Genomic DNA, 16,324 nt, shown 5'->3' with positions numbered 1-16,324 from the left:
AGCCGGATGTATCCGCCTTCAATCCCGGTGAAGCATCGCAAACGCGACCAGTGCAGCGGTTGATCCATCCTTGGCCGCGGCGCTGGCCTCTCCGTCAACGATGGGGCCCAGTGAGGTCGCCAGTTCCTTGCCCAATTCGACGCCCCATTGATCAAACGAGTTGATACCCAGCAAAACCCCTTCGACAAAAACGCGATGTTCATACAAAGCGATGATCTGGCCCAGAACAAACGGGGTAAGTTTGGGATAGATCAGAGTTGTCGAAGGCCGGTTGCCCACAAATACCCGGTGACGCGCCTGCCGTTCTAACTCATCGCCCTGCAAGCCTTTCTCAGCCATACGGTGCCGCGCCTCGTCCAGTGTGCGACCCCGCATCAGCGCCTCGGATTGAGCGAAGCAATTGGCGAGCAGCAGGCGGTGATGGTGCGTCAGCTCGGGCTCATGACCTTCGGCCGCGACCATGAATTCGCAAGGGATAACATCGGTGCCCTGATGGATCAGCTGGTAAAAGGCGTGCTGCCCGTTGGTACCGGGTTCGCCCCAGACCACCGGTCCTGATGGCAGGGTCAAATCGCTCCCGTCCATTGCCACGGATTTTCCGTTCGACTCCATCTCGAGCTGTTGGAAATAGGCGGGCAATCGCAGCAAGCGCTGATCGTATGGCAGCACGGCCCGGCTGGCATGGCCCAGAACCTGCCGATGCCAAACCCCAACCAAGGCCAGCATCACCGGCATATTCTCGACCCAGTCTGCGGCCCGGAAATGCACGTCCATCGCCTGACCGCCGCGCAGGAAGGCGTCAAACGCGGTTGACCCAACCGCGATCATCACCGGCAGACCAACAGGCCCCCAGACGGAATAGCGCCCTCCGACCCAATCGGCGAACCCGAACACACGCTCGACAGGGATGCCAAACGCAGCGGTTTTGTCGACCGCACTGGATACGGCCGCAAACTGCCGGGACGGATCACCACCGCCATCACTCATCCATGCCCGCGCAGTACGCGCGTTTGTCATGGTTTCTATGGTGGTAAACGTCTTGGACGCCACAATCACCAGCGTACGGGTGGGATCAAGCTGACGCAGAGTATCGGCAATATGCGCGCCATCGACGTTCGACACATAATGCAGCCGGGGCCCGTCATGATAAGGCGACAGCGCATGGGTCGCCATGACTGGCCCAAGGTCGGACCCTCCGATGCCGATATTGACCACATCGGTAAAGCTGCCCCCTGCCCCGACGATGGCGCCCCCGCGCACCTCCTCGGCAAAGACACGCATACGCTGCAGTGTGCCCAGAACATCGGGCATCACATCCAGCCCATCAACCTCGACCGGGCCGCCATCAAGATTGCGCAAAGCGGTATGAAGAACCGCCCGTCTTTCGGTTTCGTTGATCTTTTCCCCGGCAAACATCGCCTCGCGCCGCTCGGCAAGACCAGCTTCATCACACAGCCGGGTCAGAGCTTGGCGGATCTCCGCGTCGATCCGGGTTTTGGAATAATCGAACAGCAGATCACCAGTTGAGGCGGCAAAGTTTTGCGCCCTGCCCGGGTCTGCTTCGAACAGGTCCAGAATGGCCCGGGTCTGACTTTTCGCCGCCAGAGATGTGAGGGTATCGAGGTTCATACGTGTCACTCCGCCCAATGTACGGTCATTCCGCTCAGCACCGCGGCGATTGGTGCATCCTCGGGTGGCAGGGACATCGCGCGTTCGAGGGCGTCGCGCTTGGCCGATCCGAAGATGATGAGATGCTTTGATAGCGCGCCGTCCAGCACAGGTGCGGTCAGGGTAATGCGCGGTTCCGGTTGAACATCAGGGCGCGCAACGGCCAAAGGCCGCGCGTGGCTGTCCAGCGCGGCTTCGATCCCGTCCATGCCCGGAAACAGCGATGCCGTATGCATGTCTTCGCCCATCCCCAACACCAGCACCGACAAAGGACGGATCGGGGTAATCAGGCTTTCGATCTCGGGCAACACTTCTTCGGGGTCCTTGCCGGGCACGTATAGCGGAATGTACTGCGCCACCGAGGCGCGGTTCGTCAGTAACCTGTCACGGATCAGGCGTTCATTCGAACGCTCGTGATCCCCGGGCACACAGCGTTCATCGGTGGGCAGAACCGTGATACGGTCCCACTCCAAATCAGCGGCACATAACCCGTCGAACACCGGGCCCGGAGTGGTTCCACCCGGCACCGCCAGCGAAACCGTGTCATGGTGCAAGAGCGCGGCCTCAAGGTCTCCGGCCAAATCATTTGCCACATCGATGGCCAGCATATCCCGGTCGGCGTATTCTTTGATATTCATGGGTTGATCCCCTGCCAGCGGCGACCGTCCCGTTTCATCAGCAGCTCGGCGTCGCCCGGACCTGTGCTGCCACTTTCATATGGTTTTGGCACATCGCCGCGCGCCTGCCAGCCTGCAATGATCGGATCGGTCCAGGCCCAAGCGGCCTCGACCTCGTCACCCCGCATGAACAGGGTCTGGTTGCCCCGGATCACATCCATCACCAGGCGCTCATACGCGTCCGGCGGGTTCTGGCTTTCCGGGCCCAACGCCTCGGCAAAGCTCATGTCCAGAGGCACATCGACCAGACGCATTCCACCCGGTCCCGGCTCTTTGATGGTGACTTTGAGGGTGATGCCCTCGTTGGGCTGCAAGCGAATCGAAAGCACATTCGCGTGGCGACCGGCCTCTTCGCCGAAAATCGAATGCGGCGCGTCCTTGAACATCACGTTAATCACCGAAGACCGCGCCACCAGCCGCTTACCCGTGCGCAGATAAAACGGCGTTCCGGCCCATCGCCAGTTGCTGACATGCGCCCGCAGAGCGACATAACTTTCGGTGGTCGAGCGTGGATTTCCAACCGCATCGCGATAGCTTGGCCCATCGCCTTCGAACTGGCCGCGCACGATGTGATGCGGCTCGACCGGGTCCAGTGCGCGGATCACTTTCAGCTTTTCATCCCGCACCGCATCCGGGTCGAACTTGGCCGGAGGCTCCATCGCGATCAGGCATAACAGCTGCATTAGATGGTTCTGCATCATGTCGCGCATCGCCCCTGCGCGCTCATAATATTCTTCCCGCCCGTCGATTCCTACGGATTCGGCCACGGTGATCTGGATGTGATCGACATATTGGCTGTTCCACAACGGCTCGAACAGCATATTCCCAAACCGGACCGCCATGAGGTTTTGAACCGTTTCCTTGCCCAGATAATGATCGATCCGATAGATCTGGTTTTCGCTGAAATGTGCGGCCAGAGTCGCGTTCAACGCGCGTGCGCTGTCCAGATCGTGACCAAAGGGTTTTTCGACAACAATGCGTGTACTTGGTGTTGCCAGATCATGCGATTTGATACTTTCCGCCAATGGCCCGAACAGTCGCGGCCCGACCGAGAAATAAAACGCCCGCACCCGATCCACACTCAGCTTACTGGCCAGTTCCGTCCACCCAGATTCCGAGGACGCATCCAACGGCACATAATCGACCCGTCGCAAGAACGCAGCCAGCCTGCCAGCGTCCTGGCAGGACGTGGCTGCGTGATCTCGCAACGATTCGGCAACGATGGTTTGAAACGATTCCTGGTCATGCGCTGCCCGGGCGGCACCGATGATCCGCACGTCGTCAGGCCATTGCCCCGCACTAAAGCGGCGAAACAGCGCAGGCAGAATCTTGCGCTGCGCAAGATCACCGGTGCCGCCAAAAATGACCAGATCAAATGGATCAACTGGTATAACGCGAGAAACCATGCGTTTTCCTTACCTTGCCCGATCAGACATGTCCAATGTTAGCGCAATCATGATTGTGATTTTTCCCTTCATCAAAACTCTGTCAGGATCATTTCGGCCTCTTAACTCTTGTCAATCAAAAGACTAGATGAGGTCAGTCGCTGCACAAAACCGGATACCGGAATGAAAGACAACGCCCCTCAGAGCGCCAATATCGGCAAGTTTCAGGACAAATTGGTGACAGCAGACGGGCAGACCCGCGCATCCGTGGCGTTAAAGAACCCGGAAACGCTGTGGTTCAACACCGGCACCCTTTGTAATATCGAATGCGTCAACTGTTACATTGCCAGCAGCCCCACCAATGATGCGCTGGTCTATATCAGTGCCGATGAAGTGCGCGATTATCTGAATCAGATCGAAGCCCGCAACTGGCCCGTTCGCGAAATCGGCTTTACCGGTGGCGAACCGTTCATGAATCCCGAAATGATCGAGATGGCCCGCGCTGCGCTGGAGCGTGGATATGAAGTTCTGATTCTGACCAACGCAATGCGCCCCATGATGCGAAAAAACATGCGCGAAGGTTTGCTGTCGCTCAATCACGCGTTTGGAGACAAGCTGACCTTACGTGTGTCGGTTGATCACTACCGGCCCGAGTTACATGACGAGGAACGCGGGAAAGGCAGTTTTGAGAAGACAATCGCCGGTATGGAATGGCTGCGTGACAACGGGTTCAAAATGGCAATTGCCGGGCGCACCGTCTGGGGTGACAGCGATGCAGAAAGCCGCGCAGGGTACGCGGCATTTTTCAAGGCGCATGATTTCGACATTGATCCGCAGAACCCGGGCCAGACAGTTCTGTTCCCCGAAATGGATGAAACCGTCGAAGTGCCCGAAATAACCACCGCCTGTTGGGACATACTGGACAAATCACCCGAGGCGGTCATGTGTTCGAACGCCCGGATGGTGGTCAAGCGCAAAGGGGCCGACCGTCCGGCGGTTTTGGCCTGCACCCTTCTGGCCTATGAGCCCGAGTTCGAAATGGGTACCACCCTGGCCGAGGCCGAAGCCGACGTGCATCTGAACCACCCCCACTGCGCCAAGTTCTGCGTGCTGGGCGGGGCCAGTTGCTCGGGCTGATCAGTTCAATTCGGGCGCGGTCCAGTATTTTGTTCCCGACGCGCCAGCCGAGACGCGCCACCCTTTTTTGCTCAGGACAAAGAAAGACCGGCCATCGGTAAATCTCAGCGTTTCGTCACTGCGTTCGTCGCCATACATTGCGCCGGTTTCGGCCGTGGCGTCATATCCACGGGTTATGAATTTCTCAAGATCGGCAGGCGTTTCGAACAGGATGACGAACTTGGATTCGAACCCTCCAATCCCGATTGCACCGCCGACACCTCCGGTGCCCATGTTCATGTATGTATGCTGTTCGGTGTCCTTCGACACCGCGACGCCGCGCCCATATCCTGCCGAGACCGGAAACACGGTCACTTTGCGGGAATCGAAGACTGCATAGCCAGCGCTGACCTCGTATAATTCTGACGCCTCGGGGTTTTCGGTCATAAGCTGGTTCAGAACCTCATCGGCCATGACGTTCAGCTTTGCGCGGGTCTCTTCTGGGGTGGCTTCGTTTTTTACCAGATCGGCAGTAGAGGTGACCGTATTGTCAACCGCATCCACGCCTTTTCCTACAGTCTTGCCAACGCTCTCTGCACCACGACCAATTGCGTCTGCGGTGCTCTCGGCGCCTTTCTTGATCTTGTCGAGAACTCCTTCAGCCGCGACAGGGCCGCAAATCAACGCCGCAGTAACGGCTATAAACACTCCTCGGGGCATGAAACGGCTCCAAATGACCAATATCTGGCCGCTACTCTAACCGATATCAGCCCAATGGAAACGGGTTCTTCAGTTCACCCGGAACTCACCCACCATGTTGCGCCATTCGCCAGGAGCAATCATCTTGCGATGGGTGAACCGGACCGAGTGCAAAGGGCCCTCGATCTCACGCTTCCAGAAATCGATGAAATTGAACAGCTTTGGATGGTCCGGGGCAAGATCGTATTCCTGCCAGATGAACGTATTCAGGACGTGGATATAGTCGGGCATGTGATAGAAGAATTCCGCCGTGGTCAGCCCGTACCCTTTCAGCATCAGCTCGGTTTCACTTTGCGTCATTCAGACCTCCGATTTGGTTACAAGGTCTCTTCAGCATAACATGCGAACCACCTAATACTTGGATAACAATATGTTACCCCGGTGTTACCGCAGTATTTTTCGTGAAATGATCAGCTTGCTTGCACCTTATATGCCGGGTCTGATAAGGTGCATCCACAAGATATAGACCCAAGCCAAAGATCGGGCCGTTTACGTGAGCGATACGCCAGAAACCCCAGAAAACATGGATGAAACCCCGCCCGAGCGCCCCGTTTATGACGGTCCGACGGTTTCGATCGAATCCGAGATGCGCACGTCCTATCTGGACTATGCGATGTCGGTTATCGTCTCCCGCGCAATCCCCGATCTGCGCGACGGGCTGAAGCCGGTGCACCGCCGGATTCTGTACGCCATGCACGAAACCGGCAACACCCATGACAAGGCCTATCGCAAGTCGGCCCGTCCAGTGGGTGATGTGATGGGTAAGTACCACCCGCACGGTGACAGCGCAATCTATGACGCGCTGGTGCGGATGGCGCAGGATTTCTCGATGTCGCTGCCGCTGCTGGACGGTCAGGGCAACTTCGGCTCAATGGACGGCGATAACCCGGCGGCCATGCGGTATACCGAAGTGCGGATGGACAAACCCGCCGCATCCTTGCTGGCCGATATCGAAAAAGAGACGGTCGATTTTCAGGACAACTATGACGGCAAGGATCAGGAACCAACCGTCCTGCCCGCCCGATTCCCGAACATGCTGGTCAATGGTGCCGGTGGTATCGCCGTGGGTATGGCGACGAACATTCCGCCGCACAATCTGGGCGAGGTGGTCGATGCCACACTGGCGTTGATCGACGACCCGGACCTGACCTCCGAGCAGCTGATCGAATACGTCCCCGGCCCCGACTTCCCGACCGGCGGTGTGATGCTGGGCCGTTCGGGCGCGCGCAAGGCCTATCTTGAGGGTCGTGGCAGCGTCATCATCCGCGCCAAGACCCGTGTCGAGGAACTGCGCAAGGATCGGTATGCTATCGTCGTCGACGAGATCCCTTATCAGGTGAACAAGGCCTCGATGATCGAAAAGATTGCCGAAGCCGTGCGTGAAAAACGCATCGAAGGTGTCGCCCACGTGCAGGACGAATCCGACCGGAACGGCGTGCGCGTGGTTGTGGAACTGAAACGTGACGCAACGCCCGAGGTGGTGCTGAACCAGCTTTATCGTTTCTCACCGATGCAAACTTCCTTCGGTTGTAACATGCTGGCGTTGAATGGTGGCCGGCCCGAGCAACTGACCTTACGCCGGTTCCTGACCTCGTTCATTGACTTCCGTGAGGACGTGGTCGCCCGACGCACCGCATACGATCTGCGCAAAGCGCGCGAACGCAGCCATATCCTGTGTGGCCTGGCCGTGGCCGTGTCGAACGTGGACGAAGTGGTTGCCACCATTCGATCCTCAGCGGACGCCGCCGAGGCGCGCGAGAAACTGATGACGCGTCGCTGGCCTGCCGCTGAGATCGAAGGTTATCTGCGCCTGATCGATGATCCTCTGTCCAAGATGAACGACGATGGCACCTATAACCTGACCGAGGTTCAGGCCCGTGCAATCCTGGAACTGCGCCTGCAGCGTCTGACCCAACTGGGCGTCAAAGAGGTCACGGACGAGCTGGAGCAACTGGCGGCCAAGATCAAGGAATATCTGGACATTCTGTCCTCGCGCGAAAGCATCATGTCGATCATCGGCAATGAATTGCGCGAAGTCCGCGATCAGTTCGCCGTGCCGCGCCGCACCGAGATCGTCGACTGGTCCGGCGATATGGAAGACGAGGACCTGATCGAACGTGAAGATATGGTCGTGACCGTGACATCTGGCGGTTACATCAAGCGTACGCCGCTGGCCGATTTCCGCGCTCAGAAGCGCGGCGGCAAGGGCCTGTCGGGGATGCAGACCAAGGAAGAGGATGTGGTCACCAACCTCTTCGTCGCCAACACCCATACCCAACTGCTGTTCTTCACCACCGAAGGCATGGTCTACAAGCTCAAGACCTGGCGTCTGCCGCAGTCAAGCCGCACCGGCAAGGGCAAGGCCATCGTCAACATCCTGCCGATCCCGACCGGGGTGTCCATTGCCGCGATCATGCCCGTGGATGTACCCGATGAAGAATGGGAAAACCTGCAGATCGTCTTTGCCACCAGCGCAGGTGACGTGCGGCGCAACCGCCTGTCGGACTTCACCAATGTCCGCCGCAACGGCAAAATTGCAATGAAATTGCCCGAGGATGTGGAACTGGTAAACGCCCGCATCTGTTCGGAAGATGAAGATGTGATGCTGGTGACCAATTCGGGTCGCGCGATCCGCTTCCGAACCACCGACGTGCGTGTGTTCAACTCGCGCGAATCCACCGGTGTCCGCGGTATCAAGCTGACCAACGGAGACCGCGTTGTCTCAATGTCCGTGATCCGACACTTCGAGGCCGACCCGGATGAACGCGCCGCCTATCTCAAGATGCGCCGCGCCGTTGCCGGGATCGCTGACGATGGCGAAACAGACGAGGACGAAGCCACACCGGGCACCATCACGCAGGAACGATATGCCGAGATGTCGGCTGCCGAGAACCTGATCCTGACCATCACGTCGGGCGGCGCGGGCAAGCTGAGTTCCAGCCATGATTATCCCGTTCGCGGGCGCGGCGGGATGGGCGTGGCCGCGATGGACAAGGCGATGCGCGGCGGCGCGCTTGTGGCCTCGTTCCCGGTCGAAATTGACGACCAGATCATGCTGGCCACTTCAAAAGGGCAGTCGATTCGGGTGCCTGTCGACGGCATCTCGTTCCGGTCACGCAGTGCGGGCGGAGTGAAAGTGTTCAACACCGGCAAAGGCGAAGAGGTCGTCAGCGTCGCGTGGATCGCCGATCAGGGTGACGAGGAAGCCGAGGAATAGGACCCGGCCTCAGGTTCAAAGGCGCTGCCCGGACACGGTGCGGCGCCTTTTTCATGTCCTCAGAACATCATCGACGACCCACAGCCGATCCTGCCCCCAGACGCTGTGACCATTGACGTGAAAACTGGGCACTCCCCACAAGCCGATCTGTTGCAGCCTGTTCTGATTGATCTCGACCCGACTGCGCCAGTCTTGCCCGGTCAGCAGCGGGCGTGCGTGATCCCAGTCCAGACCCGCCTCGGACACGATGCGCGCCATGCCCTTGTCCGTCGCGGCGTCAACCCCTTCGGACCACACGCACCGCATGAAGGCCGAGCAATACGCGGCCATCTGGTCCTGATCATCGGCATAGTCAAACAAGGCATAACCCCGCTCGACCCCTGCGCCCAACGGGTCGCAAATACGTCCGAACGGAATCCCCAGCCGCCGCGCCTCGCGCACGCAATCATGCAGGATGTACCCTGATTTGTCTTTCGGAACCGGCAGCCCGCGCATCAGCATCGGCAGGACCGGGCGCAGGTTCAGACGCGCACCAAGACGGCTTGCCAGGGTTTGAACCCGATCGAAGGCCAGATAGGAATACGGGCTGCGGAATGAGAAAAAGAACTCCAGCTCCTTGCCTGCGACGTCAGCCGCATCTGACGACAATTGGGGCACAGCGACCAGAGGTGCGGTGTGTGCACCCAACCCCGCCTGCTGCAACCGGCCTTCCAGATAGTGCAGCCGATCAACACCCCAATACCATTCCCCGCCGTAGAAAAAGGTCCCGCCCAGATAGTGACCCAGCGCAGCCAGCGTCTGGTCACCCTCTTGCAACGCGTGCGAGGGGTCGACGACGTCCTGATCCGGACTCTTCTGACCTGACCAAAGGGCAACGCTGATCGCGCTTAGGCGCTTGGGAAAGTCAGGCGTATCCAGGATGGCCGCGACCGCTCCCATCGCTCGGCCAATCGCATCTTCGTTAGGGTGTTGCGGCGCCTTCAACCCCAGCTTTTGCGCCAAACGCACCGCGTCGGTCAGTGCGTTTTGGCGATGAGCGTGCGGCTCGGGCACCGCATCTGCCGGTGGTCCCAAGATCAGATGTGGGCGCAGCCGGACATTGTAGCGCGCCTGAAATCCCTCCAGCACCTGGGCGGTCAGGTGGCAATACGGGTCTGCGACATCGTGGAAATAATGTACCTCGTGATCAGCGCCGCGCAATCGGCGACGGACCTCTTGTGCCCGTCGCTGCACACTCTGCAGGTGTTGGCTGGTCACCAAGGCGGCCAGCCGGGATTTCACTTGGCTGTCAAAGGACAAGCGCGCCTCCGAATGGTTCAGTCGTCCCCATTTTAGCCGCCGCCGTTCCGAATGCCACGCGCATGCACAGCAATGTGAGAGCGGACGTTACAGCCCGTAAAGCGCGCCGAATTTCTGTTCAAGATAGTCCAGCAAAGGGCCGGGTCCCGGTTCCACGCCACTGGCACGCTGGATCACATCGCGCGGGGCATACAAGCCGCCGTGCTGCTGTACCTTTTCGCGCAGCCACGTGGTCGCGCCCGAGGTATCGCCATCCGCCAATTGAGCATCCAATCCGGGAACAGCTGCGCGCAATGCTTGATAAAGACACCCGGCATACACATTGCCCAGCGAATAGGTCGGAAAGTATCCAAACAGCCCCACCGACCAGTGCACATCCTGCAAACAGCCATTGGACGGTTTATCAACCGCATAGCCGAAATCCGCCTTGAACCGGTCATTCCACGCGGCCTCAACATCACCAACCTGCAAGTCCCCAGCCATCAGCGCCCGTTCCAGATCGAAGCGCAGCATGATGTGCAGGTTATACTGCACCTCATCCGCCTCGGTCCGGATATAGCCGTTATGGACACGGTTGACTGTGGAATAGAACGCATCCGCGTCACCAATGCCGAAATCGCCGAACGCGTCTTTCATCTGCTCGAACAGCCAGCCCGTGAAAGCGCGCGAGCGACCCAACTGGTTTTCATAGATCCGGCTTTGACTTTCATGCACGCCCATCGAAACGCCGCAACCCAATGGGGTCAGCAGGTAATCCCGGTTGATGCCCTGTTCATAGGCGGCGTGGCCGACCTCGTGAATGGTCGAGTAGAAACAGTTGAACGGGTCGGTCTCGCTGGTGCGCGTGGTGATGCGGACATCCAGACCGCTGCCCGAGCTGAACGGGTGCACGGCCTTGTCCACACGGCCATTGTTGAGGTCATAGCCAAAGGCCACCGCCAGTTTCTGCGACAGGCGCATCTGGGTGAGTTCGTCGAAATTGCCATGCAAAGCGGCGGGTTCCGGGCAGTCCAGAACGGCCGCGCGCAGGGCAACCAGACGCGGGCGCATGTGGTCGAAGATCGCCGCGATCTGCGCGCCGGTCGTGTAGGGCTCATAATCCTCGACCATCGCGTCATAGATGTCGCCGCCCTGCGCAAGCGCCTCACCTTCTTGACGTTTCAGCGAGACGACCTCTTCCAGAACAGGCAGGAAGGCCGAGACATCCTCATCCGCGCGTGCCTGCGCCCATGTGCCTTGCGCCCCCGAGGTCACCCGGGCAATCGCGGTCGCCAGATCGGCGGGTACCTTGACGGCTCGGTCATAGGCCCGGCGGATTTCGCGCAGTTGCGCCTTGCCAACCTCATCCTGCGGCGCGGCCTGATCCAGCCATTCCGCCACCCGGCGGTCCGACCGGCGCGCGTGCAGAACAGCCTCGATTGCCGCCATCTCCTCGGCCCGTTGCGCGGCGGCCCCGCGCGGCATCACTGTTTCCTGATCCCAGCCCAACCGTCCGGCGATCTGGCCCAAGGCCGAGGTTTCGCGCTGAAAGGCCATCAGGTCGTTGAATGCAGTCATAGGGATCAAACTCCGCGCAGTGAGGTTGCGATAGGATAGGCTGTCAGGAACCGGGCGCGCAGGATCAGCGTCCAGACGACGACGGCCATGAATTGATGGAAGATGGCGATCTGCCATGGGGCTGCGTAGACCACTGTGACAATGCCGATGACGACTTGCAGCGACAGGGCCGCGAAAGCCGCGTTGAACGCGAACCGCGTCTGCGGATGCGCGCTGGTGCTGCCGCGCCGCCAGACGATGACAGCGAAGATCAGCAGCAGATAGCCCGCACAGCGGTGGATGAACTGCACCAAACCGGGGCTTTCGAAAAAGTTGCGCCACATCGGCTCCAGTATCGTCGCGTCCGGTGGCAGCAGTTGGCCTCCGATCAGGGGCCAGTCCGTGTACGACCTCCCGGCGTCGATCCCGGCGACAAGCGCGCCGATGAGTATTTGTAAAAAGGTGAAGTGCAGCAGGCCGGTCGAGAGTGAGAACAGCTTTGCCTCCTTCGCGCGGCGGGCCTGCATCAGGTCCCTTTCGTCGCGGCCTAGCTCAAAGATGTACCACGCCAGAAAGCCCAGGATTACAAAGGCCAGTCCCAGATGGGTCGCGAGGCGATAGCTGGCAACGGCCGTCATACCTTCGCCCTGCGTAACGCCCGAGGCGACCATCCACCACCCGACCGCGCCCTGCACGCCGCCCAACAGGCCGGGGATCAGCAGTTTGCCGGTCCAACCGGTCGGGATTTTGCGCATGGCGAGGAATCCGAAGAATCCGACCGCCCAGACCAGACCAATCACGCGGCCCAGTTGGCGGTGGCCCCATTCCCACCAATAGATTGTTTTGAAATCATCCAGTTCCATCCATTGGTTCTGAATGCGCCACTGGTCGATCTCTTTATACTTGTCGAACTCGGCCTGCCAGTCGGCCTCGTTCATCGGCGGGATCGCCCCGGTGATCGGGCGCCATTCGGTGATCGATAACCCGCTGTCGGTGAGCCGTGTCAGCCCTCCCACGGCGATCATCACAACGACCAGAGCAAACAGGATCATCAGCCAGACGCGGATCGCCGACCGCGCGCCACCGCGTCCCCGGTCGATCATACCGGGTTGCGCGGCCTGTTGTTTTTCTGTGTCCGAGACCTCTTCGAAGATGCTGCGCTTGGCGCTCATGCTGTCCTCATGTCCTGATTTCGTCGCAAGCTAGGGTGTGAAGGCAGATAGGTCCAGCCTCAGCCCCTATCCTTCCAGCGGACCATCTGCCGCATGACGCCATGCATCATCTGAACATCCGCCCGCGTCATCCGCATCCGCGACCACAGATTGCGCAGGTTCACCTTCATGCCTTCGGCCTTTTCGGGCGGGTAGAAGAACCCCGCCTCCTCCAGCCGGTCTTCGTAATGTTCGACCAGTTTCTCGACCTCGATCCCCGTGGCCCAGTCGCCCTTGCCCAGATCGGTGGCCTCATGGACAACATCTCCGGTCTGGCGCATCCATTCATAAGCGGTCAGAAGCACGCATTGCCCGAGGTTAAGCGAAGCATATTCAGGGTTCACCGGTACTGAGATGATCGCGTTGGCCTTGGCGATGTCCTCATTCTCCAACCCCGCGCGTTCGGGGCCGAACAACACGGCGACCTTTTCGCCGGTCGCAACTTTTTCGGCGGCGATCTGCATGGCGCGTTCTGGGCTGTAGACCGGTTTGGTCAATCCGCGTTGCCGCGCCGTGGTCGCAAAAACAAAGGTGCAGTCGGCCAACGACCCGGCCAGATCGTCAAACAGCTGCGCCTCATCCAACAGTCGCCCCGCGCCGCTGGACATGGCCACTGCCTTGGGGTTGGGCCACCCATCCCGAGGAGCCACGATCCGCATCCGGTCCAGCCCGAAATTCCACATCGCGCGCGCGGCGGCGCCGATATTCTCGCCCATCTGCGGGCGCACGAGCACGAAAGAAGGCTGGGATGTCTGGCTGGGCATGGCACACTCCAAAAAACTGCGCCCGCTCTAATCCGCCTGCGGGGTCAGAGCAACCCGATCCCCTTCTTCTGTTCCCAAATACCCGCGCGGCAGGCATAAAAGTTTGCTTCCCCCGCCCAATCCGCTAAACCGCGCCCAAGACGGAACACCCAAAGGACGCGCCATGGACACCCAAGAGCAGCCGCAGATTTACCTGATCACGCCCCCGACCATCGCGCTGAGCACCTTTCCAGACCAACTGGGCCGCGTGCTAGATGGGGCCGAGATCGCCTGCATCCGCCTTGCTCTGGCGGGCAGCGACGAAGACACCATCGCCCGTGCCGCCGATGTCTGCCGCGAGGTGGCCCATGCGCGTGACGTGGCCATCGTGATCTCGAACCATGTTCTGCTGGCGCAGCGGTTGGGCCTGGACGGGGTACATCTGGACGACGCCGCGCGCTCGGTGCGCGCCGCGCGCAAGGAACTGGGCGCGGATGCGATTGTCGGCAGCTTTTGCGGTGCGTCCAGCCATGATGGTATGACAGCTGGCGAGAACGGCGCGGATTACGTGGCCTTCGGACCGGTTGGCACGGCAACGCTCGGCGACGGCACGCAGGCGGAAAAGGACCTGTTCCAATGGTGGTCCGAGATGATCGAGGTTCCCGTCGTGGCCGAAGGCGGCCTGACGCCCGACCTGATCCGGGATCTCGCCCCCTGCACCGATTTCTTCGGCATTGGCGAGGAAATCTGGTCGCAGGATAACCCTCTGGACACGCTGAACTCTCTGATTGCCGCCATGGGTTGAGCGCAGGCGGCGTTAACCCTTGCACCCGCGCCGGGGCTGCGGCATGACACGGGACATGAACTACAACAGCACAATCCTGTGTATCGGCTCGGTCCTGTGGGACGTGATAGGTCGGTCTGCCAGCGTCATGCGGCAGGGCTCGGACGTGCCGGGGCGGATAACCCGGCTGCCCGGTGGCGTTGCCATGAACATCGCCATGACACTGGTGCGGTTTGGCATGACGCCAACACTGCTGACCGCGATTGGCCGCGACCCCGAGGGCGATGAACTGGTCCAGTCCTGCGCGCGATTGGGGATGGTCACCGATCACATCTATCGCTCGCAGGACCTGCCAACCGACCGGTACATGGCCGTCGAAGGGGCCAATGGCCTGATCGCCGCCATTGCCGACGCCCATTCGCTTGAGGCCGCCGGAGCCAAAATCCTGCGCCCCCTCATGCACGGGCCGCTGGGGTACGAGAACACACCGTTCGAAGGCCCTATTGCTCTGGACGGCAACCTGACGCTGACCCTGCTGGAAGAGATCGCGCAAAGTCCTGCTTTTGCCAAAGCCGATCTGCGTGTCGCCCCGGCCTCGCCCGGCAAGGCGGAACGTTTGCTGCCTTTCCTCAAACATGCCCGCGCCACGCTCTATGTGAACCTCGAAGAAGCGGGACTGCTGTGCCAGCGCGAGTTCACCGATTCCGAAAGCGCCGCGAAAGGCCTGCTCGACCGAGGCGCGCTGCGGGTTCTGGTCACCGATGGCGGCAACTCGGCCACTGTTGGGGACGCTGACAGCCTCCTGACCCAAACACCCCCGTCCGTTCTGGTCACCCGCGTGACCGGCGCGGGGGACACTTTCATGGCCGCCCATATCGCCGCCGAGGCGAATGGGGCCGACAGCGACGCGGCGCTCGGCCGCGCGCTGCACGCCGCCGCCACTTACGTTTCCGGAGAAACCCCACTGTGATCACTATCCACTCTTCCGCCGAGGTGCGCGCCGCCAAGGACGCAGGCCAACCCATCGTTGCGTTGGAAAGCACCATTATCACCCACGGCATGCCCTACCCGCAGAACATCGAGGTCGCAGCGCAGGTTGAACAGGACATCCGCGATGCGGGCGCAGTTCCGGCCACCATCGCGGTCATTGACGGGGTTCTGAAAGTCGGTCTGGAGGCAGATCAGCTAAAAGCACTGGGTCAGGCGCAGGGCGTCGCCAAGCTGTCACGCGCCGACATGGCCGCCTGCCTTGCCACTGGCGGCACAGGGGCTACCACCGTCGCCGCCACGATGATCGCTGCAAATTACGCAGGTATCGAGGTTTTCGCCACCGGCGGCATCGGAGGCGTACATCAAGGCGCTGAAACCTCTTTCGACATCTCCGCCGATCTGCACGAGCTTGCTCAGACCCCGGTAACCGTGGTCGCAGCCGGGGCGAAAGCCATCCTCGACCTCGCCAAAACGCTTGAGGTTCTGGAAACGCTGGGCGTGCCCGTCATCGCCCACGGACAGGACGAGTTCCCGGCCTTCTGGTCGGCAAAGTCCCCCCTCGCCGCTCCGCTACGGATGGACGACGCGACCGATATCGCCAAAGCACACGCCACACGCCGCGCGTTGGGCTTGCCGGGCGGACAGCTGGTCGCCAACCCGATCCCGCAAGCCGACCAGATCCCCGCCGAAGAACTGGCCCCGATTATCGCCTCGGCCCAGGCCGACGCAGAGACTCACCGGATTACCGGCAAAGGTGTAACCCCTTACCTGCTACAGCGCATCTATGAACAAACCGAGGGCCGTTCGCTGACCGCCAATATCGCGTTGGTACGTAATAACGCAAAATTGGCCGCCGGAATCGCGCGTGCGCTGGCCAAATGACCTGCGTGATATAAACCTATTGTACCGCGGCATCCGACTGCTTAACTAACTCCGCAA

General features: G+C 60.4%; 14 protein-coding genes. 5 read left to right on the top strand and 9 right to left on the bottom strand.

All coding sequences use genetic code 11. The annotated features are described in order from the left end of the window. Window positions 1-18 precede the first annotated feature (18 nt). Genes pgi through zwf form a run of 3 tightly spaced genes read right to left on the bottom strand, consistent with a single transcriptional unit; the run spans window position 19 to window position 3,751 of the window. A complete protein-coding gene (gene pgi / locus ACR0K4_RS02420; protein WP_480852666.1) occupies window positions 19-1,629 on the bottom strand; it encodes a glucose-6-phosphate isomerase in 1,611 nt (536 codons plus the stop codon). Window positions 1,630-1,634: 5 nt separating this feature from the next. After that, complete coding sequence (gene pgl / locus ACR0K4_RS02415; protein WP_480852665.1) at window positions 1,635-2,306, bottom strand: 6-phosphogluconolactonase; 672 nt, start codon at window positions 2,304-2,306, stop codon at window positions 1,635-1,637. Beyond that, complete coding sequence (gene zwf / locus ACR0K4_RS02410) at window positions 2,303-3,751, bottom strand: glucose-6-phosphate dehydrogenase (RefSeq protein ID WP_480852664.1); 1,449 nt, start codon at window positions 3,749-3,751, stop codon at window positions 2,303-2,305. Before zwf ends, pgl begins: the two co-directional genes overlap by 4 nt. A 162-nt stretch (window positions 3,752-3,913) precedes the next feature. Between zwf and ACR0K4_RS02405 the strand changes: the two genes are divergently transcribed. Further along, on the top strand, window positions 3,914-4,867 hold the full coding sequence (locus tag ACR0K4_RS02405) for a radical SAM protein (RefSeq protein ID WP_480852663.1): 954 nt from the start codon (window positions 3,914-3,916) through the stop codon (window positions 4,865-4,867). Here ACR0K4_RS02405 and ACR0K4_RS02400 read toward each other — a convergent pair whose 3' ends face one another. Together ACR0K4_RS02400 and ACR0K4_RS02395 are read right to left on the bottom strand one after the other, a co-directional pair. Next, window positions 4,868-5,566 (bottom strand): lipid-binding SYLF domain-containing protein, encoded by a 699-nt coding sequence (locus ACR0K4_RS02400; RefSeq protein WP_480852662.1) that lies wholly within the window; start codon window positions 5,564-5,566, stop codon window positions 4,868-4,870. Window positions 5,567-5,635: 69 nt separating this feature from the next. Continuing rightward, entirely contained in the window at window positions 5,636-5,905 is a 270-nt protein-coding gene (locus ACR0K4_RS02395) for an usg protein (protein ID WP_480515075.1), read from the bottom strand. A 193-nt stretch (window positions 5,906-6,098) separates the two neighbouring features. On the opposite strand from ACR0K4_RS02395, the gene gyrA reads away from it, so the two are divergent. Next, entirely contained in the window at window positions 6,099-8,822 is a 2,724-nt protein-coding gene (gene gyrA / locus ACR0K4_RS02390) for a DNA gyrase subunit A (protein WP_480852661.1), read from the top strand. 51 nt (window positions 8,823-8,873) lie between these two features. On the opposite strand, the gene ACR0K4_RS02385 is transcribed toward gyrA, so the two are convergent. The 4 genes from ACR0K4_RS02385 to ACR0K4_RS02370 all read right to left on the bottom strand — a co-directional run bounded on the left by ACR0K4_RS02385 (window position 8,874) and on the right by ACR0K4_RS02370 (window position 13,632). Continuing rightward, the gene (locus ACR0K4_RS02385; protein ID WP_480852660.1) at window positions 8,874-10,121 is read right to left on the bottom strand and encodes a DsbA family protein; all 1,248 of its coding nucleotides are present in this window, start codon (window positions 10,119-10,121) and stop codon (window positions 8,874-8,876) included. 87 nt (window positions 10,122-10,208) lie between these two features. Next, window positions 10,209-11,678, bottom strand: a complete 1,470-nt coding sequence (locus ACR0K4_RS02380) for a carboxypeptidase M32 (RefSeq protein WP_480852659.1) — start codon at window positions 11,676-11,678, stop codon at window positions 10,209-10,211. Between the two features lie 5 nt (window positions 11,679-11,683). Beyond that, on the bottom strand, window positions 11,684-12,829 hold the full coding sequence (gene ctaA, locus ACR0K4_RS02375; RefSeq protein ID WP_480852658.1) for a heme A synthase: 1,146 nt from the start codon (window positions 12,827-12,829) through the stop codon (window positions 11,684-11,686). Window positions 12,830-12,888: 59 nt separating this feature from the next. Continuing rightward, a complete protein-coding gene (locus ACR0K4_RS02370) occupies window positions 12,889-13,632 on the bottom strand; it encodes an RNA methyltransferase (protein ID WP_480852657.1) in 744 nt (247 codons plus the stop codon). A 163-nt stretch (window positions 13,633-13,795) separates the two neighbouring features. On the opposite strand from ACR0K4_RS02370, the gene ACR0K4_RS02365 reads away from it, so the two are divergent. From ACR0K4_RS02365 to ACR0K4_RS02355, 3 genes are read left to right on the top strand one after another with little or no spacing between them, the layout of a single operon-like run. Next, window positions 13,796-14,416, top strand: a complete 621-nt coding sequence (locus ACR0K4_RS02365; protein WP_480515086.1) for a thiamine phosphate synthase — start codon at window positions 13,796-13,798, stop codon at window positions 14,414-14,416. A gap of 55 nt (window positions 14,417-14,471) precedes the next feature. Further along, window positions 14,472-15,365, top strand: a complete 894-nt coding sequence (locus tag ACR0K4_RS02360) for a PfkB family carbohydrate kinase (RefSeq protein ID WP_480852713.1) — start codon at window positions 14,472-14,474, stop codon at window positions 15,363-15,365. Further along, entirely contained in the window at window positions 15,362-16,267 is a 906-nt protein-coding gene (locus tag ACR0K4_RS02355; protein ID WP_480852656.1) for a pseudouridine-5'-phosphate glycosidase, read from the top strand. The genes ACR0K4_RS02360 and ACR0K4_RS02355 overlap by 4 nt, the downstream gene beginning before the upstream one ends. Window positions 16,268-16,324 lie beyond the last annotated feature (57 nt).

The sequence above is a fragment of the Ruegeria sp. K11 genome (assembly GCF_056531905.1).
This window is presented reverse-complemented; position numbering and strand designations above follow the sequence as displayed.